20 protein-coding genes, 1 rRNA gene and 1 riboswitch are annotated in these 23010 nt (G+C 67.5%); of the genes, 10 read left to right on the top strand and 11 right to left on the bottom strand.

Annotation, left to right across the window (positions count from 1 at the left end):
• Window positions 1-98: 98 nt before the first annotated feature.
• The 6 genes from rsxA to xseA all read right to left on the bottom strand — a co-directional run bounded on the left by rsxA (window position 99) and on the right by xseA (window position 5596).
• On the bottom strand, window positions 99-683 hold the full coding sequence (gene rsxA, locus MXC99_RS02415; RefSeq protein ID WP_075149224.1) for an electron transport complex subunit RsxA: 585 nt from the start codon (window positions 681-683) through the stop codon (window positions 99-101).
• A 113-nt stretch (window positions 684-796) separates the two neighbouring features.
• Window positions 797-1345, bottom strand: coding sequence for an NUDIX hydrolase (locus MXC99_RS02410; RefSeq protein ID WP_247724017.1), 549 nt, complete (start codon window positions 1343-1345; stop codon window positions 797-799).
• A gap of 25 nt (window positions 1346-1370) precedes the next feature.
• Entirely contained in the window at window positions 1371-2447 is a 1077-nt protein-coding gene (gene tal, locus MXC99_RS02405) for a transaldolase (RefSeq protein ID WP_247724016.1), read from the bottom strand.
• A 116-nt stretch (window positions 2448-2563) separates the two neighbouring features.
• A complete protein-coding gene (locus MXC99_RS02400; protein ID WP_247724015.1) occupies window positions 2564-3409 on the bottom strand; it encodes a pseudouridine synthase in 846 nt (281 codons plus the stop codon).
• A gap of 38 nt (window positions 3410-3447) precedes the next feature.
• A complete protein-coding gene (locus MXC99_RS02395; RefSeq protein WP_247724014.1) occupies window positions 3448-4032 on the bottom strand; it encodes a superoxide dismutase in 585 nt (194 codons plus the stop codon).
• A gap of 178 nt (window positions 4033-4210) precedes the next feature.
• Window positions 4211-5596 carry an exodeoxyribonuclease VII large subunit gene (gene xseA, locus MXC99_RS02390; protein ID WP_247724013.1) on the bottom strand — a complete coding sequence of 462 codons (1386 nt, stop codon included), beginning with the start codon at window positions 5594-5596 and terminating at the stop codon, window positions 4211-4213.
• Between the two features lie 346 nt (window positions 5597-5942).
• On the opposite strand from xseA, the gene MXC99_RS02385 reads away from it, so the two are divergent.
• The 8 genes from MXC99_RS02385 (at window position 5943) to MXC99_RS02350 (ending at window position 12518) form a co-directional block, all read left to right on the top strand.
• Window positions 5943-6551: a MotA/TolQ/ExbB proton channel family protein gene (locus tag MXC99_RS02385; RefSeq protein ID WP_247724012.1), complete on the top strand. Its 609-nt coding sequence runs from the start codon at window positions 5943-5945 to the stop codon at window positions 6549-6551.
• Window positions 6552-6565: 14 nt separating this feature from the next.
• A complete protein-coding gene (locus MXC99_RS02380; protein ID WP_247724011.1) occupies window positions 6566-6997 on the top strand; it encodes an ExbD/TolR family protein in 432 nt (143 codons plus the stop codon).
• Window positions 6998-7001: 4 nt separating this feature from the next.
• Window positions 7002-8000: a tetraacyldisaccharide 4'-kinase gene (gene lpxK / locus MXC99_RS02375; protein WP_247724024.1), complete on the top strand. Its 999-nt coding sequence runs from the start codon at window positions 7002-7004 to the stop codon at window positions 7998-8000.
• Window positions 7981-8172, top strand: coding sequence for a Trm112 family protein (locus MXC99_RS02370; RefSeq protein ID WP_247724010.1), 192 nt, complete (start codon window positions 7981-7983; stop codon window positions 8170-8172). The genes lpxK and MXC99_RS02370 overlap by 20 nt, the downstream gene beginning before the upstream one ends.
• A 5-nt stretch (window positions 8173-8177) precedes the next feature.
• The gene (gene kdsB / locus MXC99_RS02365; protein WP_247724009.1) at window positions 8178-8987 is read left to right on the top strand and encodes a 3-deoxy-manno-octulosonate cytidylyltransferase; all 810 of its coding nucleotides are present in this window, start codon (window positions 8178-8180) and stop codon (window positions 8985-8987) included.
• Between the two features lie 91 nt (window positions 8988-9078).
• Window positions 9079-9732 (top strand): adenylate kinase, encoded by a 654-nt coding sequence (gene adk / locus MXC99_RS02360; RefSeq protein WP_247724008.1) that lies wholly within the window; start codon window positions 9079-9081, stop codon window positions 9730-9732.
• Between the two features lie 151 nt (window positions 9733-9883).
• Window positions 9884-11140, top strand: coding sequence for a 6-phosphofructokinase (locus MXC99_RS02355; protein ID WP_247724007.1), 1257 nt, complete (start codon window positions 9884-9886; stop codon window positions 11138-11140).
• A 40-nt stretch (window positions 11141-11180) separates the two neighbouring features.
• Window positions 11181-12518 carry an SLC13 family permease gene (locus MXC99_RS02350; protein WP_247724006.1) on the top strand — a complete coding sequence of 446 codons (1338 nt, stop codon included), beginning with the start codon at window positions 11181-11183 and terminating at the stop codon, window positions 12516-12518.
• 10 nt (window positions 12519-12528) lie between these two features.
• On the opposite strand, the gene MXC99_RS02345 is transcribed toward MXC99_RS02350, so the two are convergent.
• Entirely contained in the window at window positions 12529-15144 is a 2616-nt protein-coding gene (locus MXC99_RS02345; RefSeq protein ID WP_247724005.1) for a glycosyltransferase family 2 protein, read from the bottom strand.
• Between the two features lie 282 nt (window positions 15145-15426).
• On the opposite strand from MXC99_RS02345, the gene MXC99_RS02340 reads away from it, so the two are divergent.
• Window positions 15427-15819 carry a hypothetical protein gene (locus tag MXC99_RS02340; RefSeq protein WP_247724004.1) on the top strand — a complete coding sequence of 131 codons (393 nt, stop codon included), beginning with the start codon at window positions 15427-15429 and terminating at the stop codon, window positions 15817-15819.
• Here MXC99_RS02340 and MXC99_RS02335 read toward each other — a convergent pair.
• From MXC99_RS02335 to gcvT, 4 genes are all read right to left on the bottom strand, one after another.
• Window positions 15751-17367, bottom strand: coding sequence for a beta-1,6-glucan synthase (locus tag MXC99_RS02335; protein ID WP_247724003.1), 1617 nt, complete (start codon window positions 17365-17367; stop codon window positions 15751-15753). The two genes, MXC99_RS02340 and MXC99_RS02335, sit on opposite strands and share 69 nt — an antisense overlap.
• A gap of 169 nt (window positions 17368-17536) precedes the next feature.
• Window positions 17537-20431, bottom strand: a complete 2895-nt coding sequence (gcvP, locus tag MXC99_RS02330) for an aminomethyl-transferring glycine dehydrogenase (RefSeq protein WP_247724002.1) — start codon at window positions 20429-20431, stop codon at window positions 17537-17539.
• A gap of 148 nt (window positions 20432-20579) precedes the next feature.
• Window positions 20580-20966, bottom strand: a complete 387-nt coding sequence (gene gcvH / locus MXC99_RS02325; protein ID WP_247724001.1) for a glycine cleavage system protein GcvH — start codon at window positions 20964-20966, stop codon at window positions 20580-20582.
• An 80-nt stretch (window positions 20967-21046) separates the two neighbouring features.
• Window positions 21047-22156, bottom strand: coding sequence for a glycine cleavage system aminomethyltransferase GcvT (gcvT, locus tag MXC99_RS02320; RefSeq protein ID WP_247724000.1), 1110 nt, complete (start codon window positions 22154-22156; stop codon window positions 21047-21049).
• A 203-nt stretch (window positions 22157-22359) separates the two neighbouring features.
• Window positions 22360-22447, bottom strand: a riboswitch (glycine riboswitch).
• 498 nt (window positions 22448-22945) lie between these two features.
• On the opposite strand from gcvT, the gene MXC99_RS02315 reads away from it, so the two are divergent.
• A 16S ribosomal RNA gene (locus MXC99_RS02315) occupies window positions 22946-23010 on the top strand; the annotation flags it as partial.

Here is a 23010-nt window from a genome sequence, read left to right as displayed (position 1 = left end):
CGTCTTGTCGTGTTCGGGTTGGTGGGCGAGGGCGGACATGCCGCTGCCGGGCGCGTCGCCGTCCAGGTCCGCGCCGTACCCGCGCAGGGGGCGGCGCTTCACTGGAAACGGTCCAGTCCGGCAAAACCCATGAACGCGAGGCTCATGAAGCCGGCGGTGATCATGGCGATCGCCGTGCCTTTGAACGGCACAGGAATATCGGCGCCTTCGAGGCGCTCGCGGATGCCGGCGAACAGGACCAGCGCGAGGGTGAAGCCGAGCGAGGAACCGAAGCCGAACAGCAGCGATTCGAGCAGGTCGTGCTTCATGCCGACGTTGAGCAGCGGCACGCCGAGCACCGCGCAGTTGGTGGTGATCAACGGCAGGTAGATGCCCAGCACCTGGTGCAGTAGCGGACTGGTCTTCTGGATCACCAGCTCGGTGAGCTGCACGATCGCGGCGATCACGACGATGAAGGATAGCGTGCGCAGATAGGCGAGATCGAGCGGCTGCAGCAGGTAATGGTCGATCAGGTAGCTGGTGCCCGCCCCCAGGGTGAGCACGAAGGTGGTGGCCGCGCCCATGCCGATCGCGGTCTCGAGCTTTTTCGATACCCCCATGAAGGGGCACAGCCCGAGGATGCGGACGAGGACGACGTTGTTCACCAGGACGGCGCCGACGACAACGAAGATGTAGCTGGTCATGATCCGCGAGCAGTTGATAATCGGCGGATTATCGCCCGCCGGAGGCGGCGTACTCAACCCTGGCGCATTTATAATGCTTATGCCAGGGCGAAACCGGGGGCGGATGCTGGCGCTCAGCGCCAGTCGGGCGGCGGCGGGCCGAGGCTGGCGGTGTGCACTGCCCACTGGCCGCTGCGCCGGTCCTCGAAGAAGTGGCGCAGGCTCATCAGGATCGAGCGGAAGGCGATCTGCTGCCACGGGATGTCCTCTTCGCGGAACAGCGCGACCTCGAGCGACTCTTCGCCGGGACGGAAGTCGAGGTCGAGCAGGCGGGCGCGATAGACGATGTGGACCTGGCTGATGTGCGGCACGTCGATCAGGGTATACAGCTCGCCGACTTCGATGCGAGCGCAGGCTTCCTCGAGCGTTTCGCGGGCTGCGGCCTGGGCGGTGGTCTCCTCGTTTTCCATGAACCCGGCGGGCAGGGTCCACATGCCGTAGCGCGGTTCGATCGCACGCCGGCACAGCAGCACACGCTCTTCCCACACCGGCAGGGCGCCGACGATGATCTTCGGGTTCTGGTAGTGAATGGTTCCGCACTGCTCGCAGACGTGGCGCGGCAGGGTGTCGCCGGGCGGGATGCGAAAGGCGACTCCGGCGCCGCAGTTCGAGCAGAATTTCATCGCGGGGCGTCCACCCGGGCGGGAATCAGGCGGTCAGTTCGAGCAGCGCGGCGAACGCCTGCTCGAACTGGGCGAGGCCTTCGCGCTGCAGGCGTTCACCGGCGGTGTTGAGGTCGATGCCGAGCGCGCGCAGGGCGGCGTAGTGGGCGGCTGCGGCCTCGGTTCCGCTCTCCAGCGTGGGGGCGATGCGGCCGTGGTCGCGCAGTGCGGCGAGGGTCGCATCGGGCAGGGTGTTGACCGTTTCTGCGCCGATCAGCGGCTCGACGTAGAGCAGGTCGCTGTAGGCCGGGTTCTTGGTGCCGGTGCTCGCCCACAGCAGGGATTGCGTGCGGGCGCCGGCGGCGCGCAGCGCTTCGAAGCCGGCGCCGTGGAAGCGCTCGCGATAGCGTTGGTAGGCGAGCCGGGCCATCGCCACCGCGGTGCGGCCGCGCAGCTCCAGCGCCGTGCCGCCGGCTTCCTCGAGCTGCTTGTCGATCAGGGTGTCGACCCGCGACAGGAACAGGCTTGCCACCGACCTGACCGGAGCGAGCTCGCCGCCGGCGCGGCGCAGGCGTTCGAGACCGCGGAGATAAGCGTCGGCGACCGCGTCGACGTGGGCGAGGGAGAACATCAGGGTGACGTTGACGCTGACTCCGGCACCGATCAGGCGCTCGACCGCTTCCACCCCGGCAGCGGTGGCGGGCACCTTGATCAGCAGGTTGGGGCGGTCGATGGTGGCGCTCAGGCGCATGCCGGCGGCGAAGGTGGCGTCGGCGTCGTGCGCGAGCACGGGGGAGACTTCGAGGCTGACGTAGCCGGCATCGCCGTGGCTGTCTTCGTGCAGCGGCAGGAGCAGGTCGCAGGCGCGTCGCACGTCGGGGAGCACCAGCGCTTCATAGCGCCCTTCGGCGTCCAGCGGCTGCTCGCGCAGGGCGTCGAGATCGCTCTCGTAGTAACGGCCGTCGGCGATCGCCTTGTGAAAGATCGCGGGATTGGTGGTGACGCCGGCGATGCCGTCCTCGGCGATCAGACGGGCGAGATGGCCGTCGTTGAGCAGGGTGCGGGAGAGGTTGTCGAGCCAGAGCTGCTGGCCGTGCTGGCGTACCTGGAGCAACGGATTCATCGATTTACCTGGGTGAGCATGGACAGGCCGGGACGCTGCTGCGGCTGCGGCGCAAACCGGAAGGCCGATTGTGCCCTGAAATCGGTGTGCCGGGGAGGGTGGCGGCCGGCGCAGGTTCAGGCCGGCCAGGTGCCGGGGAAAGCTGCGCTCCAGTCCAGATCCCTCATGACAGCGGCGAAATCCGGTGCCGGCGGGGCCTGGATCTGCAGCACGGCACCGGAGACAGGGTGGCGCAAGCCCAGCGCGGTGCACGCGAGGAGCAGGCGGGTGTTGCCGAACAGTTGCTGGAAGAGGCGGTTGTGGCGGCCCTTGCCATACGTGGCGTCGCCGATGATGGGGTGGGCGATGTGCTTGAGATGGCGGCGCAGCTGGTGGCGGCGGCCGGTTTCGGGGACGAGTTCGAGTAGGGCGTAGCGGCTGCTGGGGTAGCGGTCGACACGGTAAGGGAGCTCGGCGCGGGCCAGCACACGGTACTGGGTGCGCGCTGGCAAGGGCGTTGGCGGTGGCGGAGTTTGGCCGGGTCCGTCAGCGACGGCGTCGGTGTCGGGGGAGACGGCTTGCGCTGCGCTGTCCTCTTCGTCCTCGGGCAGGCGGTCGCGCTCGCCAGCGCCGCGCCCGCGGCTGCGCTCGACTGGATCCAGACGGCGGGCGAGCGGGTGGTCGATGAGGCCGGCGGCGGGCGGGTGACCGCGCACGACCGCGAGGTAGCGCTTGTCCACCTGGCGCGACTCGAACTGGGCGCCAAGCGCCGCGGCGGTCTCGCGCTCGAGCGCGAACAGCAGCACGCCGGAGGTGCCGCGGTCGAGGCGGTGGGCGGGAAAGACGCGGCGGCCGATCTGGTCGCGCAGCAGCTGCACGGCAAAGCGCTGCTCACCGGCGGCGATCGGGCTGCGGTGAACGAGCAGGCCGGAAGGCTTGTGGATGGCGACCAGCCAGTCGTCCTGGTAGAGGATGTCGAGCATGGAGCCGGCCCCGCAGGGCCGGACAGGTTCGGGCGGGTTCAGGCGAAGTTCTTCGCCGCGAACTCCCAGTTGGCGAGCTTGTCGAGGAAGGTGGCGACGAAGTCGGGGCGGCGGTTGCGGTAGTCGATGTAGTAGGCGTGTTCCCACACATCGATACAGAGCAGGGCGGTGTCACCGGTGGTCAGCGGAGTGCCGGCGGCGCCCATGTTGACGATGTCGACGCTGCCGTCGGCCTTCTTCACCAGCCAGGTCCAGCCCGAGCCGAAGTTGCCGACCGCGGAAGCCTGAAAGGCTTTCTTGAAGTCGTCGAACGAGCCCCACTTGGCCTTGATCGCGTCGGCCAGCGCGCCGCTGGGCTCGCCGCCGCCGGCGGGCTTCATGCTGCTCCAGAAGAACGTGTGGTTCCAGACCTGGGCGGCGTTGTTGTAGAGGCCGCCGGCGGGCGCCTTCTTGACGATCGCTTCGAGGTCGAGGTTCTCGTACTCGGTGCCCTTGATCAGGTTGTTCAGGTTGGTGACGTAGGCCTGGTGGTGCTTGCCGTAGTGGAACTCCAGCGTTTCCGCGGAAATGTGCGGAGCCAGGGCGTCCTTGGCATAAGGCAGGGCGGGCAGGGTGTGTTCCATGCGGGTTCTCCTTTATTCGGCTTGTTTTGTCTGAAGCTGGGGGAAAAGCCCGAGGATTCTAGTCGGGATTTTGCCCCGCTGACAATGCTCGCGCCCGAATGTTAAGGCTATCGGGCTGTTTGTGAAACGCTATCGGCAAGCCCCCGCTCGTGGGCGTTCGCACAGGGTTCGACCGCCGTCAGTCGTCGTGGTGCCCGACAACGGAAGCGTCGAGGCGGCCGCGGGCCAGCTGCACGCAGACCGTGGCGCCGCGTTCGACTTCTGCCGCGGAGCGCAGCACGCGGCCGTGGGAGTCGCGCGCGATGGCGTAGCCGCGGGCGAGCACGGCCTCGGGGGCGAGGTGCTGGAGGTGGGCGGCGAGCGCCGCGAGCCGCACCCGGCGTAGTTCCGCCTGGGCGAGCATCGCCTGGCGCAGGCGCAGGCCGAGGGCGTCGACCCGCTGCCGGTGCGAGGCGAGTTCGGGCCGCGCCGCGTCCAGGCGGGTGCCGGCGCGGGCGCAACGCAGCGCAGCGCGCTCGAGCCGGCGTTCGAGCGCCGCGCGCAGCTGGCGTGCGGCCAGCGCGAGACGTTCCCGTTCGCGCTCCAGGCGCTGCCGCGGATGGATCAGGCGCAGGGCGGCGCGGTCGAAGCGCTGGGCGAGGGCTTCGAGACGACGTCCGATGGCGCGCCCGAGGCGGGGTTCGAGCGCAGCCAGTTCGGTGTGCACCGCATGCCAGCCGGCGCTGGCGAGTTCGGCCGCGCTGGTCGGCGTGGGCGCGCGCAGGTCGGCGGCGAAATCGGCGATGGTGAAATCGGTTTCGTGGCCGATGCCGCTCACCACCGGCAGCGGACAGGCGCGCAGGGCGCGGGCCAGGGCCTCGTCGTTGAACGCCCACAGGTCTTCGATGCTGCCGCCGCCGCGCACCAGCAGCAGCAGCTCGATGCCGTCCTGGCGCGCCCGCCGGCCCGCGGTCACAACCGCCTCGCGCAGGCGGGCTGCAGCGTCCGCACCCTGCACCGGGGCGGGATAGAGAACCACCGCCAGGTGGGGTGCCCGCCGGCGCAGGGTGACCAGCACGTCGCGCAGCGCCGCGGCCTGCGGCGAGCTGACGACGCCGACGGCGCGCGGAAAGCGCGGCAGGGGGCGGCGCCCCGCGGGGTCGAACAGGCCTTCGGCGGCGAGCCGGTTCTTGAGCCGGTTGAAGGCCTCGAACAGCGCGCCGATGCCGGCCGGGCGCAGCGCCTCGACGTTGAGCTGATAGTCGCCGCGCGCCTCGTACAGGGTTACCAGCGCGCGCGCTTCGACCCGCATGCCGTTTTCCGGGCGGAAGGGCAGCAGCTGCGCGCGGTTGCGCCACATCGCGCAGCGTACCTGGGCGTTCGCGTCCTTGAGGGTGAAGTACGCATGGCCGGAGGCCGCCCGGGTGAGGTTGGAAATCTCGCCGCCGACCCACGACAGGGGCAGCGCGGACTCCAGCACTTCGCGTGCCAGGCGGTTGAGTTCGGAAACGCTAAGTACCGGGGCGGACAGCGTTCTTGCCGGGTTGTCGGCATCGGGAAGAGGGGCGGCAGCGGCGGATTCCATGGCCGGATTGTAGCGGAATCCACAGCGGCCACGGGCTGTCAAGAGGCTTTCTGCAAGTCCTTGATGGGAAAGGGGGTGATTTATAACTTGTTGAAAAATAACAACTTAATATGTTGCACAATTTTTCATCGGAGTGTCCGAAGGCTTGTGGCGACCGGCTTTGCGGGCAACATCCCAAAACAACCCACAAACTTATCCACAGCTTCTGTGGATTCCTCCGTCAATCCCGCTCGGTACCTGCAAGGGGGCTGCGGGCGCGGCCGGAAGCCCGCCGGTAGTCGGCGGGCGAGCTTGCTGCCGGCGGCTGCCGGCGCTAGAGTTCCGCCTTTGTTCCGAGGGGGCGTGCGTGTTCGCGATCATCCAGGCCGTCGGCTGGCCGATCTGGCCCTTGATTCTGGCTTCGGTCATCGCGGTGGCGCTGATCATCGAACGCTCGGTCTCCCTGCGCCGGGCAAGCATCGTCCCGTCCGGCCTGCTCGGCAACGTCCTCGACGAGTTGCGCGGCAATGGCGTGTCGCCGGCGATGATCGAGCGCGTCGGGGGGCATTCGCCCTTGGGCCGGGTGCTGGCCGCCGGACTGCGCAACGTGAATAGCCCGCGCGAGATGATGAAGGAATCGATCGAGGAGACCGGCCGCGCTGTGGCGCACGAGCTCGAGCGCTTCCTCACCACGCTCGGCACCATCGCCGCGATCAGTCCGCTGATGGGGCTGCTCGGCACCATCATCGGCATGATCGACATCTTCGCCTCGCAGGGGGTGAGCGGCGCCAATCCGGCACAGCTCGCGCAAGGCATCTCGATTGCCCTGTATACCACCGGCCTGGGCCTCATCATCGCCATCCCGGCGATGATCTTCTGGCGCCACTTCCGCGCCCTCATCGATGGTTTCGTGATCGACATGGAGCAGCAGGCGGTCAAGCTGGTCGAAGTCGCCCACGGCGAACGCCGCGTCTGACAGGGGCGGGCGCGATGAATTTCCGCCGCGGCAGCCGCAACGGGGAGCCGGAGATCAACCTGATCCCGCTCATCGACGTGGTCCTGGTGATCATCATCTTCCTGATGTTGACGACGACGTTTTCCCGGGTCTCTGGTCTGGAGATCCGCCTGCCCACGGCCGAGCCGGAAAGCGCCGAGGCGGTGGCGAACGAGATCGCCGTCGTCGTCACCGCGGCCGGCGAAGTGCTGGTCGACGGCCAGCCCGTGAGCGGGCGCGATGTCGGCGCGACTGCGGCCGCGCTCGCCAAGGCCGGGGCTAGAGCCGCAGGCGCGCAGCGCCCGCCGGTGGTGGTGATCAATGCCGACGCCCGTACCGCGCACCAGCGCGTGATCGATGTCATGCAGGCAGCGCAGCAGGCCGGGCTGGCGCATATCACCTTCGCGACCCAGACGCCGCTCGAGTGAGCGCCTGAGCATGTCAGCTCCCGCATTCTGGCAACGCCGCGGCGTGCTCGCCGGCGTGGCGTTTCCGCTGGCGCAGCTGTTCGGCGCGCTCGCGCGCCGGCGGCGCAGGGCGTTGCGCCCGCAGCGGCTGCCGGTGCCGGTGATCGTGGTCGGCAACATCGCCGTCGGTGGCAGCGGCAAGACGCCGGTGGTCGACTGGCTGGTCGGCGTGCTGCACGCCCGGGGTTGGCATCCGGGGATCGTCAGCCGTGGCCATGGCGGACGGACCGAGGGCGTCGCCGCGGTGCCGGCCGAGGGTGATCCGGCGCTGTACGGCGACGAGCCGGTGTTGCTCGCGCGCCTGACCGGGTGCCCGCTGGTGATCGGCCGTGACCGTCCGGCGGCCGCGCGCGAGCTGCTGCGCCTCCACCCCGGGTGTGACGTCATCGTCGCCGACGACGGCATGCAGCACTACCGCCTCGGGCGCGATCTGGAGATCGCGGTGGTCGATGAGGCCACCCTCGGCAACCGCTGGCTGCTGCCGGCCGGCCCCTTGCGCGAGCCCTTGTCACGGCTGGCCGAGGTCGATCTGGTGATCGCCCATGGGCCGCTGTCGGCGGCCACGCGCGCCGCTGCCGGCGCGGTGCCGGTGTTCGACATGCATCTGCAGGGCGGATCGTTGGCGGCGGTGGCCGCCCCCGGGCGGACGCGTCCGGTCGCGGAGCTGCGCGGCTGCCGGGTGCATGCGGTGGCGGGCATCGGCCGGCCGCAGCGCTTTTTCGAACAGCTTGCCGGCGAGGGCATCGAGCCCGTGCCCCATCCCTTTCCCGACCACCACCGCTTCACTCCCGCCGATCTCGATTTCGGCGATGCGCTGCCGATCCTGATGACGGCCAAGGATGCGGTAAAATGCCGGCCTTTCGCGCCCGAGGATTGCTGGGAATACCCGGTACGGGCGCAGATCGGTTCGGGAGCCGCCGAACGCATCCTGGAGAAGCTCGAAGATGGACGCACGACTGCTTGAAATCCTCGTCTGCCCGCTGTGCAAAGGGCCGCTCGACTACCTGAAGGACAAGCAGGAGCTGGTGTGCAAGGCCGACCGCCTCGCCTACCCGATCCGCGACGACATCCCGGTGATGCTCGACGAGGAAGCGCGCACACTGAGTGCCGAAGAAGTCGACGCCCTGCGCAAGTGAGTCCGATGGCGCCGCCGCTTCCCACGCCCTTCCAGTTTCGCATCGTCATTCCGGCGCGCTACGCCTCGACCCGGCTGCCGGCCAAGCCGCTGGCCGACATCGCCGGCAAGCCGATGATCGTGCGCGTGCTCGAGCGCGTGCACGCGGCCGGTGCGGCCGGGGTCTGGGTCGCGACCGATCACGAGGGGGTGCGCGCCGCGGTCGAGGCTGCGGGCGGGACGGTGGTGATGACCCGTGCCGACCACCCGAGCGGGACCGACCGCCTGGCTGAGGTCGCGGCGCGGTGCGGCTGGGGCGACGATGAGATCGTGGTTAACGTCCAGGGTGACGAGCCGCTGATCGATCCCGCCGTGGTCGCCGCGGTCGCCCGTGCGCTGGCGGCCGATCCCGATGCCGCGATCGCGACCGCGGCCCATGCCGTCGCCGAGGCCGGCGAGGCCTTCAACCCGAATGTGGTGAAGGTGGTGTGCGATGCCGCCGGCCGTGCCCTGTATTTTTCCCGGGCGCCGATTCCCTGGGCGCGTGACGCTTGGGCGGGCGAGGGCGGGCGGAACGCCTTGCCGTCCGGCCTGCCGCTGCTGCGCCATGTCGGGCTGTACGCCTATCGGGTCGGGTTCCTGCGCCGCTATGCCGGACTTGCGCCTTCTCCGCTGGAGCAGTGGGAGGCGCTCGAGCAGCTGCGCGCGCTGTGGCACGGCTTTCCGATCCGCGTCATCGAGCTCGCCGAGGCGCCGCCGGCCGGCGTGGATACGGCGGAAGACCTCGAGCGCGTGCGCGCCGCGTTCATGGCCGGGGCGGCGGCGGACGGGGTTTGACCGTCTGCCGTGTGTCGGTTAAGTTTCGGCCTCTTTATTCATTGATAAGGAAAGCGTTATCTCAATGGCTTTCCAATTTTCGGGAGGGTGTATGCGACTGATTCTGTTGGGACCGCCGGGCGCCGGCAAGGGGACGCAGGCCAACTTCATCAAGGAGAAGTTCGGCATTCCGCAGATCTCCACCGGTGACATGCTGCGCGCCGCGGTCAAGGCGGGCACGCCGCTCGGGATCGAGGCGAAGAAGGTGATGGATGCCGGTGGCCTCGTCTCCGACGACATCATCATCGGTCTGGTGAAGGATCGCCTGCAGCAGGATGACTGCAAGAGCGGCTACATGTTCGACGGCTTTCCGCGCACCATTCCGCAGGCCGACGCGATGAAGGAAGCGGGCGTGGCGATCGACTTCGTGCTCGAAATCGACGTCCCCGACAGCGAGATCGTCGAGCGCATGAGCGGGCGCCGCGCCCACTTGGCGTCGGGCCGCACCTACCACGTCAAGTACAACCCGCCGAAGGTCGAGGGCAAGGACGACGTCACCGGCGAAGACCTGGTGCAGCGCGACGACGACAAGGAAGAGACGGTCAAGAAGCGTCTCGACGTCTACCATGCCCAGACCAAGCCGCTGGTCGAGTACTACGGCAAGTGGGCGGCTTCGGGCGATGCCAAGGCACCGAAGGTGCGCAAGATCTCCGGCCTCGGCGCGGTCGATGCGATCACCGCGCAGGCCTTCGAGGCGCTGAAGTAAGCCTGCGCGGGAGCAGTATCCGGCCCGCCGTTGCAGCGGGCTTGTCAGTGCGCGGCCGCTCCGGGAAGATCGGAGCGGCCGCGCTGCTTTTTGTGCCGCCGTGCACCCTGTGCGGATGCCCGTCTCGAAGCTCTTATCGGAGTCGATCCCGATGTCTCATGCCAACCTGCTTTACGCCCACTCGGGCGGAGTGACCGCGGTGATCAACGCCACCGCGGCGGCGGTGATCGCCGCCGCGCGCGAACAGACCGGGCGTATCGGCACGGTGCTGGCGGCGCACCGGGGCATCGTCGGGGTCCTCCACGAGGACCTGATCGATACCGGTGGCCTGGATGCCGCGGCGCTGGCGCGCCTGGCGCGGACGCCGGGCGGTGCGTTCGGCTCGTGCCGTTTCGATCTGCCGCACGACGACGACGGGAAGGTGATGGACCGCCTGTTCGCCGTGTTCGATGCCCATGACATCGGTTTCGTGCTCTACAACGGCGGCAACGGCTCGATGGATGCGGTCGCCCGCCTGCAGGCCGAAGCCCGGCGGCGCGGGCATCCGCTGCTCTGCATCGGAGTGCCGAAGACCGTGGACAACGACATTGTCGGCACCGACTGCTGTCCGGGGTTCGGCTCGGCAGCGAAGTACCTGGCGACTTCGATGCTGGAAGCGGGGCTCGACATCGCGTCGATGTCCGGTCCCAAGGGCAGCGTGTTCGTCATGGAAGTGATGGGGCGCAATACCGGCTGGCTGGCGGCGGCGACCGCACTCGCCGCGGGCGGCGACCCCGCGCGGCCACCGCATATCGTGCTGGTGCCGGAAGCCGCCTTCGACGAGGACGCCTTCCTTGCGCGGGTGCGTGAAACGACCGAGCGCCTGGGCTATTGCGCGATCACCGTGGCTGAGGGCATCCGCCGCGCCGATGGCAGCCTGCTGATGGAAAAATCACACGATGCCCGCGGCTACGTGCAGCTCGGCGGGGCGGGCTCGGCGGTGGCACGGATGATTCACCAGCGCCTGGGCTACAAGCACCACTGGGCGATACCCGATTACCTGCAGCGCGCCGGCGGACACTGGCTGTCGGCGACCGACCATGCGCAGGCGATGGCCGTTGGCCGCGCGGCGGTGGCGTACGCGGTGCAGGGGCTGGGCGGCACGATGCCGGCGATCCGGCGCGTGCACGACGCGCCCTATCAGTGGGACATGGCCCCGCTCGACTGTGACGCGATCGCCAACCTCGAGCGCACGCTGCCGGCTGACTTCGTCCGCGCCGACGGCCTGCACGTCACCGCGGCGGCGTGCGACTACATTCGGCCGCTGATCGCGGGTGAATTCACCCAGCCCACGCAACACGGCCTGCCGGATTACCGCGCCTTCGACCTGCCGCGGCTCGGCCGGCGGCTGGCCGCGTGGCGGGGGTGAGCGGCCCGCCGGCCCCGATCGCGGCGGAAGGGGAACGCGCTTGTCACGTATCGTCAATCTGCTGATCGCGTCCGGTCTGTACGTTGGCCTCAATATCTGGCTCGGCGCCGAACTCGGCCCGCCCGGTGCCGGCCTGGCGCTGGTCGCCACCATCGCCTGGCTGTGGGTGAGCGAGGCCCTCCATGTCAGCGTCACCGCCTTGCTGGTGCCGCTGCTCGCTGCGCTGAGCGGCGTACTCGCGTTCGACGAGGCCTTGTTGCAGTTCGCCGATCCGGTGATCTTCCTGTTTCTCGGCGGCTTCGCGCTCGCTGCCGGCCTCCAGCGCCAGGGGCTGGACCGGTGGATGGCCGGGCGTGTGATGCGCTGGGCGGGTGCGGACTTTGGGCGCGCGACCCGCTGGCTGTTCTGGCTCACGGCCTTCCTGTCGATGTGGATCAGCAACACTACGACTGCGGCGATGATGCTGCCACTGGCGCTTGGCCTGTTGTCCGCGCTGCCGCTCGAACCGAGCCGCCGGACGTGGACCTATGTGCTGCTGGGGGTGGCCTTTTCGGCCAATATCGGCGGAATCGGCACCGTGGTGGGCAGCCCGCCGAACGCCATCGCGGCGGCCCATGCCGGATTGACGTTCGGCGCATGGCTGAGCTGGGGGCTGCCGCTGGTGGTGGTGTTGATGCCCCTGATGGAGTTCGGCCTGCGCCGGGCGGTGAAGCCCCGGCTCGATGCCGTGCTTACTCCGCCGCCACCGCAGGCGGCGTGGAGTGCGGCGCAGAAGCGGATGATGGGCTTGTTCGGGCTGACCGTGCTGCTATGGGTTTTCGGTGCGCCGCTGGGGAACTGGGCAGGGGTCGAGCGCGGCTATGACGCGGCCGTGGCCGTGCTCGCGCTGGCGATGCTGCACACCCTCGGGCTTGCGCGCTGGGCGGACATCGAGCGCGGTACGGAGTGGGGCGTGTTGCTGCTGTTCGGCGGCGGCCTGACGCTGAGTAAGGTGCTCGCCGACAGCGGCGCAGCGGCCTGGCTGGCGGCCCAGTTCGGTGGTCCGCTGGCACAGATGCCGGTCCTGCTGTGTATTGCGCTGATGGTGCTGTTCGCGCTGCTCATCACCGAGGTCACCAGCAACACCGCGAGCGCGGCCTTGCTGATCCCGCTCTTTCTGGGGCTCGCGCCCCATGTCGAGCGGGTGCCGTTGGCGGTGCTGGTGGCGGTCGGCACCTCCTGCGCCTTCCTGCTGCCGGTGGCGACCCCGCCCAACGCGATCGTGTTCGGCAGCGGCCACGTCACGCAGCGGGCGATGATCGGTGGCGGCTTGCGCGTCACCCTGCTCGTCTATCCCGCGCTCGTGCTGTTCGCCGCCATGGCGCTGGCGCTTTACTGACCCGCGGCGCTCAGGCCTGCGGCAGCAGGGTTCCGCGCGGCGTGTCGCCGCTGTTGCGCTCCGGCATGTAGGCGGCGACCTGGCACAGGATCGCGGCAACGTAGGGAATGCACTGCAGGCACAGGATGCCGACCCACAACTGGGTCTCCAGGTTGTCGGCGCCGCGCTGGGCGACCAGGGTGGCGGCGCCCATCAGCAGCGCGACGAGCATGCCGATTTCCTCGCGGATGGGGTTGAAGAAGGCGAGCGCGCCGCCACCGCGCCAACCCTTTGGGGTGACGACGAACACGCCCTTCTTCTTCACCAGGCCGGCGAACACGCCGCGCGCGATCGCGTGCGCCAGGCCGACCGACAGGATCGAGGCGCCGAGGATGTCCTTCCACGGGCAGTCCATCGTGCGCCGGTAGAGGATCGGGCCGAGCGCGGCCTTGAACGCCATGAAGCCGAGAATGGGCAGGGCGAGCGCGATCACCGGCAGGCCGAAGGCTTTCGGGAACAGCAGGATGCCCAGCGTCCACAGCAGGCTGCCGAAGGCGAACACGAGCTGTAGCGCGTCGCCCAGCCAGGCGAACCAGCCGGTGAGGAAGTGGTAGCGCTGCGCCAGGTTCAGGGTGCTGCGCCCGAGCATCTGCGGCAGGTGGGCCTTGAGGATCTGCATCGCGCCGAAGGCCCAGCGGAAGCGCTGGCTCTTGATCGCGGCAAACCCCGAAGGCGTGAGCCCGCGGCCGAGGATGTGGTCGACGTAGCGCGTGTCGTAGCCCTTCTCGATCAGGCGCAGGCCGAGCTCGGTGTCCTCGCAGATGCACCATTCCGACCAGCCGCCCACTTCTTCGAGCGCGTGGCGCCGCACCAGGGTCATGGTGCCGTGCTGGATCAGGGCGTTGCGCTCGTTACGGTGGTGCATGCCGATGCGGAAGAAGCCGTCGAACTCCCAGTTGCACATGCGCTTGAAGGGCTGGGTCTCCCAGTCGCGGTGCGCCTGCGGCGCCTGCACCACGGCGACCTCGGGCTGATCGAAGTGCGGGATCAGGCAGGCCAGCCAGTCGGGCTCGACGACATAGTCGGCGTCCACCACGCCCACGACTGCGGCGCGCGGATCGGTGACCTTGAGGCCGTAGTTGAGCGCGCCGGCCTTGAAACCGGGCCAGTTGGCGAGGTGGAAGAAGCGGAAGCGCGGACCGAGCTCGGCGCAGCGCTTTTCCAGCGGCTTCCACAAGGCTTCGTCGCGGGTGTTGTTGTCGAGCACCAGCACTTCGAAGTGCTGATAGTTCATCTGCGCCAGGCTGTCGATGGTGGCGATTACCATCTCCGGCGGTTCGTTGTAGCAGGCGAGGTGGATCGACACGAAGGGCTGCTGCTCGGGCGCGTGCGGGGGCAGCGGCAGGAAGCGGCGCTGCCACTTCTTCTTGAACAGCACTTCGCCGAACTCGAAACCGTGCGACAGCAGCACCGCGGCGGTAAGCCCGGTGGCGCCGATGAGCAGGACGAGGCCGACCAGGTCGCGCTGGGTGAGATAGTAGTCGAGCGGTACGTTGAGGCCGATGATCAGCGTCGAGACGCAGGCCTGGATCAGGGCGGCGAGGAAGAGACGGCCGAAGATGCTCCAGTCGGCCAGCAAAAAGGCGATCAGCAGCATCGGCAGGAAGGCGAGTGCGGCGGCATTGCTCGCCTTGGTCGACCAGTGCGGGTCGCGCTCGATGATGCCTTCGAGGGCGAACTTCTGCTCGCGGTCGGCGTTGAACATGCCCCAGTACGGGCCCGCCCAGCCTTCGACGTCGACCTTCCACGGCTGGTCGATCGCTTCCATCAGGAAGTAGTCGATGCGCGCGGTGCGGGGGTGGGCGAGGAATTCGCGGATGAAGCGGGCCTCGTTGTCGAGCGAGGGCAGGGCCGCACCGATCGTGGGGCCGCGGCTGGGCCAGCCGATTTCACCGACGACGATCTTCTTGCGCGGATGGGCGCGGGCGACTTCGTCGTAGCGCTGGAAGGCGTATTCGACGGCGGCTTCGACCGGCACGCCCTCGTGATAGGGGAGCAGGTGAACGGTGATGTAATCGACGTGCTTGGCCAACTCCGGATAGCGCAGCCAGACGTGCCAGGGTTCGGCGGTGGAAACCGGCTTGCGCAGGGTCTTGCGCACCTGATCGAGGTAGCCGATCAGTTCGCTGACGGTGAGGTCGCCGCGGAGCACGGCTTCGTTGCCGACCATTACCCGCTCGATGTGACGCATTTTCGGCGCCACTTCGAGCAGCGCGGCGATTTCGCGGGCGTTGCGCGTCTTGTCGGCGTCGAGCCAGGCGCCGGCGGTGACCATCATGTCGCGTTCGCCGGCGAGGCCGAGCAGTTCCGGCATGTCGGTGACGCCATAGGTGCGCAGCCCGTCGGACATGCGCCCGAGCAGGTCGAGGTCGGCGGCGAGGTTTTCGCGGCTGGGATAGGTGCCGGTGAGCGGGCTCTGGTCGCGCTGGAAACCGTTGTAGGCGAAGCCCTTGATGCTCTGGTTGGTGCCGATGAACTCGGCGCCGCGATTGAACTGCTGCCAGATCCAGTACTGCGCGAACGCCACCGCGATGGCGATCGCGATGGCGATCGCCAGGCGGGTTGCGAACGTAGCGGCGTTTTTCATTGGGATTCCGTGTTGCTTTGGGTGGGATAGCGGGGCTGGGGAGAGAGGGAATGCAGCGGGAGGAGGCGAGAATCCGGTGAGGAGCCGTTCATCGCCGCGTGCGAATATCGTCACGCCGGCCCTTGTGACACAATGCGCGGCGCTCGGCGGACGCTCCGGGGGTGACGCTGTTCGGATGGCATTTTATGCACGATTTCAGTCTGTTACGAGCGGCCCTCGGTGCCAATTTGCAACAGCGCATGTGCGTCCATGTGGAGCACTGATTCACAAGGGAAAGGATGGATGACGCCAACTAATTTGCACAAACATGGCGCTTTACCTGCGCTGCTTGCCGGGCTGGTCCTGGCGGCAATGGCCCTGTGGCTGCGTCACGGCGTGCTCGAGGCCGGTCTGCTGCCGCGTGATTGTGCTGAGCCTGGTGCTTTGTGTCTGTTCAAGACCGTACTGGTGGAAAGCTTCTTGCATCAACGCGTGGGCTGGCTGAGCCTGGGGTGTGGTTTGCTCGGCTTCGTGCTGGGTGCGCGCAGCCTGGCCTGGGTGGGCTGGTTGAGCGGGGTCGCCGGGCTGGTGCTATACAGTTACGATCCCGCTGCGGTGGGCGCCCTGCTATCGCTGCTGGTGTTGCTGCGGGCGGAGCAGGAGCGGCGGGAGGGCGAACGCGAGGCCGCACAGTAGCCAGCCGATCGCCTGCGGGTTGGCGGGTTCGCTCAGCCAGCGGGCGCTTACCGCGAAAGCGATGAGGATCGCGCAGACCCGCTCGCCGCGGCCAGGCGGCGGGTTCCACCAGCTGATGATGCCGAAGACCACGGCCGGGGTCAGGTAAAGCAGGGTCGGAAAGTCGCGGTAGCGCGGATCGACCCACAACAGCAGCGCAGCGATTGCCGCGGCGAACAGCAACAGGGCGCGCAACAGGCCGAGGAGCGCAGCCTTCGAGCGCCAGCCCTGCGGCCGGCGCAGGAGCCGGGCGGCGCGTGCCGCGTCCGGGAGCGGCTCTCCATGCCAGCGCGCGAGGACCAGCGGCAGCACGGCGCAGAGGGCGGCGACCGTGCCGAGCACGGACCATTCGAGCGCGTCGCGGTAAGCGAGGTGGGCGTGTTCCCAGTGCAGCACTGCGACCACCCCGCCGAGCGCTCCGGTCGCGCTCAGGGCGCTGACGCGCAAGCAGCGGGTGCGCCGTCCGGTGGTGGCGAGGAGGAAGGCGAGCAATCCGCCGAGGAGGGCGCCGCCGATCGGACCGAATGCGCTTTCGCGTTCGGCGACGGTGCCGGCAAGGGGGAATTTCGGTGCCAGGCTGCTCGCCTCGAGCAGCCCCCAGTGGCCGCCGACCGTGCCTTCCAACCGCCGCTTCCAGGGCTGGTCGATGGCTTCGATGAGGTTGTAGTCCCAGCCCCGGGCGTGGGCCTGGTGGACGAACTCGCGGATGTAGCGCGCCTGGTTGACCCGCGATGGGCGGGATTCCTCGCGCTGGCGGCCGGCGCTCGGCCAGCCCGTTTCGCCGATCAGGACCGGCTTGCCGGCGAAGAGTTCGCCGACCCGGTTGCGGATGTCGACGACATGTGCGAGGGCATCGACGATGTCGACCGGCTCGTCCTCCCAGAAAGGCAGGATATGCACGGTGACGAAATCGACTTCGGCGGCGAGGCTGTCGTGCCGGGCCCAGAATTCCCACACGTCGGCGTAGGTGACGGGAACCCGTGCCTGCGTCCTGGCCTGGCGGATCAGGGCGCGCATTTCGTCTTCGCTGCGTTCGCGCCGGAGCAGGACTTCGTTGCCGACGATCAGGGCGCGCACGACATCGGGGTTGGCGTTGGCGATTTCCAGCGCATGCGCGAGTTCGGCCGCGTTCAGTGCCTGGTCATAGCCGATCCAGGCGCCGAGAAGGACCTTGAGGCCGAGGGGGCGTGCCAGTTCGGGAACCTCGCCGAGTCCTTGGCTGACCGAGTAGAGGCGTATGCAGGCGGTGATTTTCGCCAGGGCTTCGAGGTCGGCGGCGATCTGCTCGCGGGGAATGCGGCTGGCGGGATCGAGCGGCGTCTGCCCCGGCCGGTGGTAGGGGGCGTAGGAGACGCATTTGAGCTTTTCGCCTTCGGCCAGGTTCAGGTCGTGCATCGGCACCGGCCGCATCTGCGCTGCGAGCGTCATGAAGACGGCTGTCAGCAGGATGAGGCTGGCGGTCAGCAGGCTGAGCCAGAGCGCTTTGCGGTCGGAGCGTGGGGCAGGCATCGCTGTGGGGGAGCGGGTCGGGTGAGGGCGTCGGATGGGGGCGTCGATGAGCCCGGGAGGGGGTGGCAGGGAACAGGCCCGGCCAGCGCATTGAAAAAGCCACGCTCGAGAGCGTGGCTTTCTGGTCGAGGCGCGGCGATTCTAGCAGCCCGGAAGTGCTTGTTGCCGTTCAGTCGCCATATTCGTCGACCGGCACGCAGGCGCAGAACAGGTTGCGGTCGCCATAGACGTCGTCGATCCGATTGACGCTGGGCCAGAACTTGTTCGCCGCTACCCAGGGCAGCGGGAACGCCGCCTGCTCGCGCGAGTAGGGGCGGGTCCAGTCGCCGGTGAGATCGGCCTGCGTGTGGGGGGCGTTCTTCAGCGGGTTGTCGTCGGCAGGCCAGGCACCGGCCTCGATCCGGCGGATCTCGTCACGGATTGCGATCATCGCGGCGACGAAGCGGTCTAGTTCGGCAAGGTCTTCGGACTCGGTCGGCTCGATCATGATCGTTCCCGGGACCGGGAACGACATGGTCGGTGCATGGAAGCCATAGTCCATCAGGCGCTTGGCGATGTCGACCTCCGAGATCCCGGTCGCGGCCTTGATCGGGCGGATGTCGATGATGCACTCGTGGGCAACCCGCCCCTGGCTGCCGGTGTACAGCACCGGGTAGTGCGCTCGCAGGCGCCCGGCCAGGTAGTTGGCGTTGAGGATCGCGACTTCGGTGGCGCGCTTGAGGCCTTCACCGCCCATCATCGTGATGTACATCCACGAAATCGGCAGGATGCTCGCGGAGCCGAAGGGGGCGGCGGATACCGCGCCTTGACCCAGATTGGGGCGGTCGGCTTCGCCGGTGGGCTGGATCACGTGGTCGGCCATGAACGGTGCAAGATGGGCGGCCAGACCGATCGGCCCCATGCCCGGCCCGCCGCCGCCGTGCGGAATGCAGAAAGTCTTGTGCAGGTTCATGTGGGAGACGTCGGCGCCGATCGCCGCCGGCGAGGTCAGGCCGACCTGGGCGTTGAGGTTGGCACCGTCCATGTACACCTGTCCGCCACACGCGTGCACGATCTCGCACATCTCGCGGATCGATTCCTCGAACACGCCGTGGGTGGAGGGGTAGGTGATCATCAGGGCGGCCAGTTCGGCCGCGTGCTTCTCGGCCTTCGCCCGCAGGTCGGCGACATCGACGTTGCCGTTGTCGTCACAATCGACCGCCACCACCTGCATGCCGCACATCTGTGCGGTCGCCGGATTGGTGCCGTGTGCCGATTTCGGAATCAGGCAGACCTTGCGCTGGGTCTCGCCGCGGCTGGCGTGGTAGCGCGCGATCGCGATCAGGCCGGCGTATTCGCCCTGCGCGCCGGAGTTGGGCTGCATGCTGATCGCCGGAAAGCCGGTGAGTGCGCGCAGGTAGCCGGCCAGGCCGTCGATCATCTCAAGGTAGCCGGCGGCCTGCGTGCGTGGAGCGAAGGGGTGCAGGTTGGCGAATTCCGGCCAGGTGATCGGGATCATCTCGCTGGTGGCATTGAGCTTCATCGTGCACGAACCGAGCGAGATCATCGAGTGGTCGAGTGCGAGGTCGCGGTTTTGCAGCTTCTTCAGATAGCGCAGCATCTCGTGTTCGGTATGGTGGCTGTTGAACACGGGGTGGGCGAGGATCGCGTCGCGGCGCAGCAGCGCGGCGGGCAAGGCACCGCCGGCACGGGCGACGGTATCGTCGAGCATATCGAGGTTTTCAGTGCAGCCGAAGCAGGCGAGCACGGCGGCGATGTCGGCGCGCGTGGTCGTTTCGTCGACGGACAGACCCAGCTGGGTGCTCGACACGCTGCGCAGGTTGTAGCCGGCCTCTTGTGCCGCGTCCAGGATCGCGGGTGCGCGAGCGCCGGCATCCACTTCGATGGTGTCGAAGAAAGCCGCGCGGCTGGGGTCGAATCCGACCCTGCGCAGGCCTTCGGCGAGGACCGCGGCCAGGCGGTGGATGCGTGCGGCGATCGTGCGCAGGCCTTGCGGCCCGTGATAAACGGCGTAGAAGCCGGCCATGTTGGCGAGCAGCACCTGCGAGGTGCAGATGTTCGAATTCGCTTTTTCGCGGCGGATGTGCTGTTCGCGGGTCTGCAGCGTCATGCGCAGGGCGGTGTTGCCGCGGGCATCTTTCGAGACGCCGATGATGCGACCGGGCATCGAGCGCACATAGGCTTCGCGGGTGGCGAAGAAGGCGGCGTGCGGGCCGCCGAAGCCCATCGGCACGCCGAAGCGCTGGGCCGAGCCGAGGGCGATGTCGGCACCCATGGCGCCCGGGCTCTTCAGCAGGACGAGCGCCATCAGGTCGCTGGCGAGCGCGACGATCGCGCCTTTCCCCTTCAGGTCCGCGACCGTGGAAGAAAGGTCGATGACTTCGCCGTGGGCGTTCGGATACTGCAGCAGTGCGCCGAACACATCGTGCGCGGCGGCCTCCTCGGCCCTGCCGTAGACCAACTCGTAACCGAAGTAATGGGCTCGGGTGCGGACGACGTCGATCGTCTGCGGGAAGCAGGCCTCATCGATGAAAAAGACATTCGATTTGGACTTCGACACGCGGCGCGCCATGGTCATGGCTTCGGCGGCGGCGGTCGCTTCGTCGAGGAGGGAGGCGTTGGCCAGTTCGAGGCCGGTCAGGTCGACCACCATTTGCTGGTAGTTCAGCAGGGCTTCCAGCCGGCCTTGCGAAATTTCGGCCTGGTAGGGCGTGTAGGCGGTGTACCAGCCCGGGTTCTCCATGACATTGCGCAGGATCACGGCCGGGGTGTGGGTGCCGTAGTAGCCGAGGCCGATCAGGGACTTCTTCGTCTCGTTGCGTGCGGCGATCGCTTTCAGGGCTCCGAGCGCTTCGTGTTCCGGCACCGGCGCGGCGAGCGGGACAGGGGACTGGAGGCGGATTCCGGCCGGGACGGTCTGATCGATCAACGTGTCGATACCGGCGACGCCGATTGCTGCGCACATGCGCGCGATCTCATCGGGATTGGGGCCGAGGTGGCGGTGGATGAAGGCGTCGCGCTGCTCGAGGCAGGCGAGCGGGGCGGAGAGCAGGGTGTCGGTCATGGTCGAGGCGAGGGGTCAATGCGCGCCGAAGGATCGGCTTGGGCGGCGGACGGGCGAGGCTTGCTGGAAGGGAAAGCCTTCTGCAGGAGGCGGAGGGGGCGGAACCCGTCCGGGGGGACAGGGCCGCCCGATGAGTTGCCGGACCCGCTCAGGCCTGGGCGACTTCAGCCTGATAGCCCGCAGCATCCATGAGGGCGGCGAGTTCTTGGGGGGCGGCCGGCTTGAGTTTGAACAACCAGGCTGCATAGGCGTCGGCGTTCACGCTTTCGGGCGCATCGGCTGCGTCCTGGTTGCTGGCGACGACTTCGCCGGCGACCGGTGCGTAGATGTCGGAAGCTGCTTTGACCGATTCGATCACGGCGCAGGCTTCGCCTGCAGCGAGCGTGCGGCCCGCTTCGGGCAATTCGAGGAAGACGACATCCCCGAGGGCTTCCTGGGCATGGTCGGTGACGCCGATGGTCAGCGTCCCGTCCGCTTCGACGCGGACCCATTCGTGCGATTTCGTATATTTCAGATCAGCCGGAACCTTGCTCATGTTCGTTCTCCAGACAGGGTAAGTTGGAAGGGGGACTGCTGGCCCGCTCCTGAACCGGTGAAGCGGGCGGAGTTTTCAGTTCAGACCAGGGGTTGGCCGTTGCGGACGAAGGGCAACTTCACGGTGCGGGCTTTCAGGCGCTTGCCACGCACTTCGACATCGACTTCTTCGCCGGCCAGGACCGGGAGCGGCAGCCGGGCGAGAGCGATGGATTTTTCCAGTGTCGGCGAGAAACTGCCACTGGTGGTCTCGCCGTCACCGGCGGCGGTGAAGACCTTCATGTGCGAGCGCAACACGCCTTTGTCTTCCAGAATCAGACCGAGCATGCGGTGCGTGGCCGGATTCGCCCGCAGTGCGCTGCGGCCGATGAAGTCACGGGCTTCGTCCGCGAAATCGACCGTCCACGCCAGGCCGGCGTCCAATGGAGAAACGGCGTCGTCCATATCCTGGCCGTACAGATTCATACCGGCTTCCAGGCGCAAAGTGTCTCGCGCCCCCAGCCCACAGGGCTTGACCCCGGCGCTCAGCAGGGCATTCCACAGTCGCTCGGCGCGCTCGGCAGGGACCGCGATTTCCAGACCGTCTTCGCCGGTATAGCCGGTGCGGGCAATCATGAGATCCCCCACCCGTATTCCGCTGAAGGGGGCGGGAACGCCTTGCGGTGATGACAATTCCGGCAGGACGGTCGCTGCGCGTTCGATAGCGTGCGGCCCCTGGACGGCGATCATGGCCAGATCCCGGCGGCTCTGGAGGGTGACGTCCGCGCCAGTGACGGCAATGCACCGTTTCATCCAGTCCACATCCTTGGCTGCGGTACCGGCATTGACCACGATCCGGTAATCGCTGGTGCCGAAGCGGTAAACGATCAGATCGTCGATCACTCCGCCCTGATCGTTGAGCATGCAGGAATACAGCGCTTTCCCGGGAGTCTTCAGCTTGTCGACATCGTTGGCGAGAAGTGCGCGCAGGTAAACGGTGGCGTCCGGCCCGCTAAGATCGAGGGCGAGCATGTGGGAGACATCAAACATGCCGGCGTCGCGGCGAACGGCATGATGCTCCTCGATCTGTGAACCATAATTGACCGGCATGTCCCAGCCGGCAAAATCGACCATGCGCGCGCCGGCGGCGATATGCGCTGCGTGAAGGGGAGTAGCTGCGTGAAGGGGAGTATGTTGTGCAGGCGTGCTCATCGCTGAGGGGCTCCGGTAAGAAGTAAACAAAAAGGGCGTTCCGACCCATTTGCCGGTTTCGCCCCATCTGTCCCTTGTACCTGAGAGATTTCGCGCCGTGCGCCCCTCCCTATCCATGGATAGGTAGAAGACATGCAGCGGGCGGGTGCCCCTTCGGTGGGTACGTATGGCGCCTCGACGCTCGTACCACTCTCCAGACTTGTACTTTGCACGCGGTCCTTTTGCCTGAGCGGTTCCGGGGGTTGCGCCTTCGGCGACTCCAGATCGGGAGTTCTCTCCCGCGTGACGCGCGGACGATACCATCTTAAAGTGAGCGGCTGCAACCGGGATGGTCGTTCCGGGGATTGGGAAAAGAGTCGTGGTGGGAGTGCATCGACCCGAGAGCCGCACCGGGAAATTTGCGCTGGAACCACCTGTTTTCCCCTGTCACTAATTTTTTCCCTTGCGTTTTGTTTTTTGCTGTCTATAATGCGCACCTCTTTCAGCGCTTCACCGGTTGGACAGGTGGCAGGGCTGGAAGGCAGGAGCGGGGGATTTTGCGGGATGCGGGCGTGCCGGAAGGGTTTCGGCGGTTCGAAGAAAGTTCTGCAGATGCTTGACAGTGTGTTTTGAGCTGTTCATAATTTCGTTTCTCTGCTGCAACGGATTGCAGCGGTTCTTTAAAAAATTGGACAACCGATAAGTGTGGGTGCTTGGTGGTTGTGGCTGAGACGGTTAATGCCGTTTGGTTTCACAATGATTAGGTGCTCATGCTGATGTAAGTCAGTATTTTGAGTACTTTGTAGGATTGAACTTAAGAGTTTGATCCTGGCTCAGATTGAACGCTGGCGGCATGCTTTACACATGCAAGTCGA

Source organism: Thauera aromatica, assembly GCF_023093595.1.
GTDB classification, from domain to species: Bacteria; Pseudomonadota; Gammaproteobacteria; order Burkholderiales; family Rhodocyclaceae; genus Thauera; species Thauera aromatica_A.
This window is presented reverse-complemented; position numbering and strand designations above follow the sequence as displayed.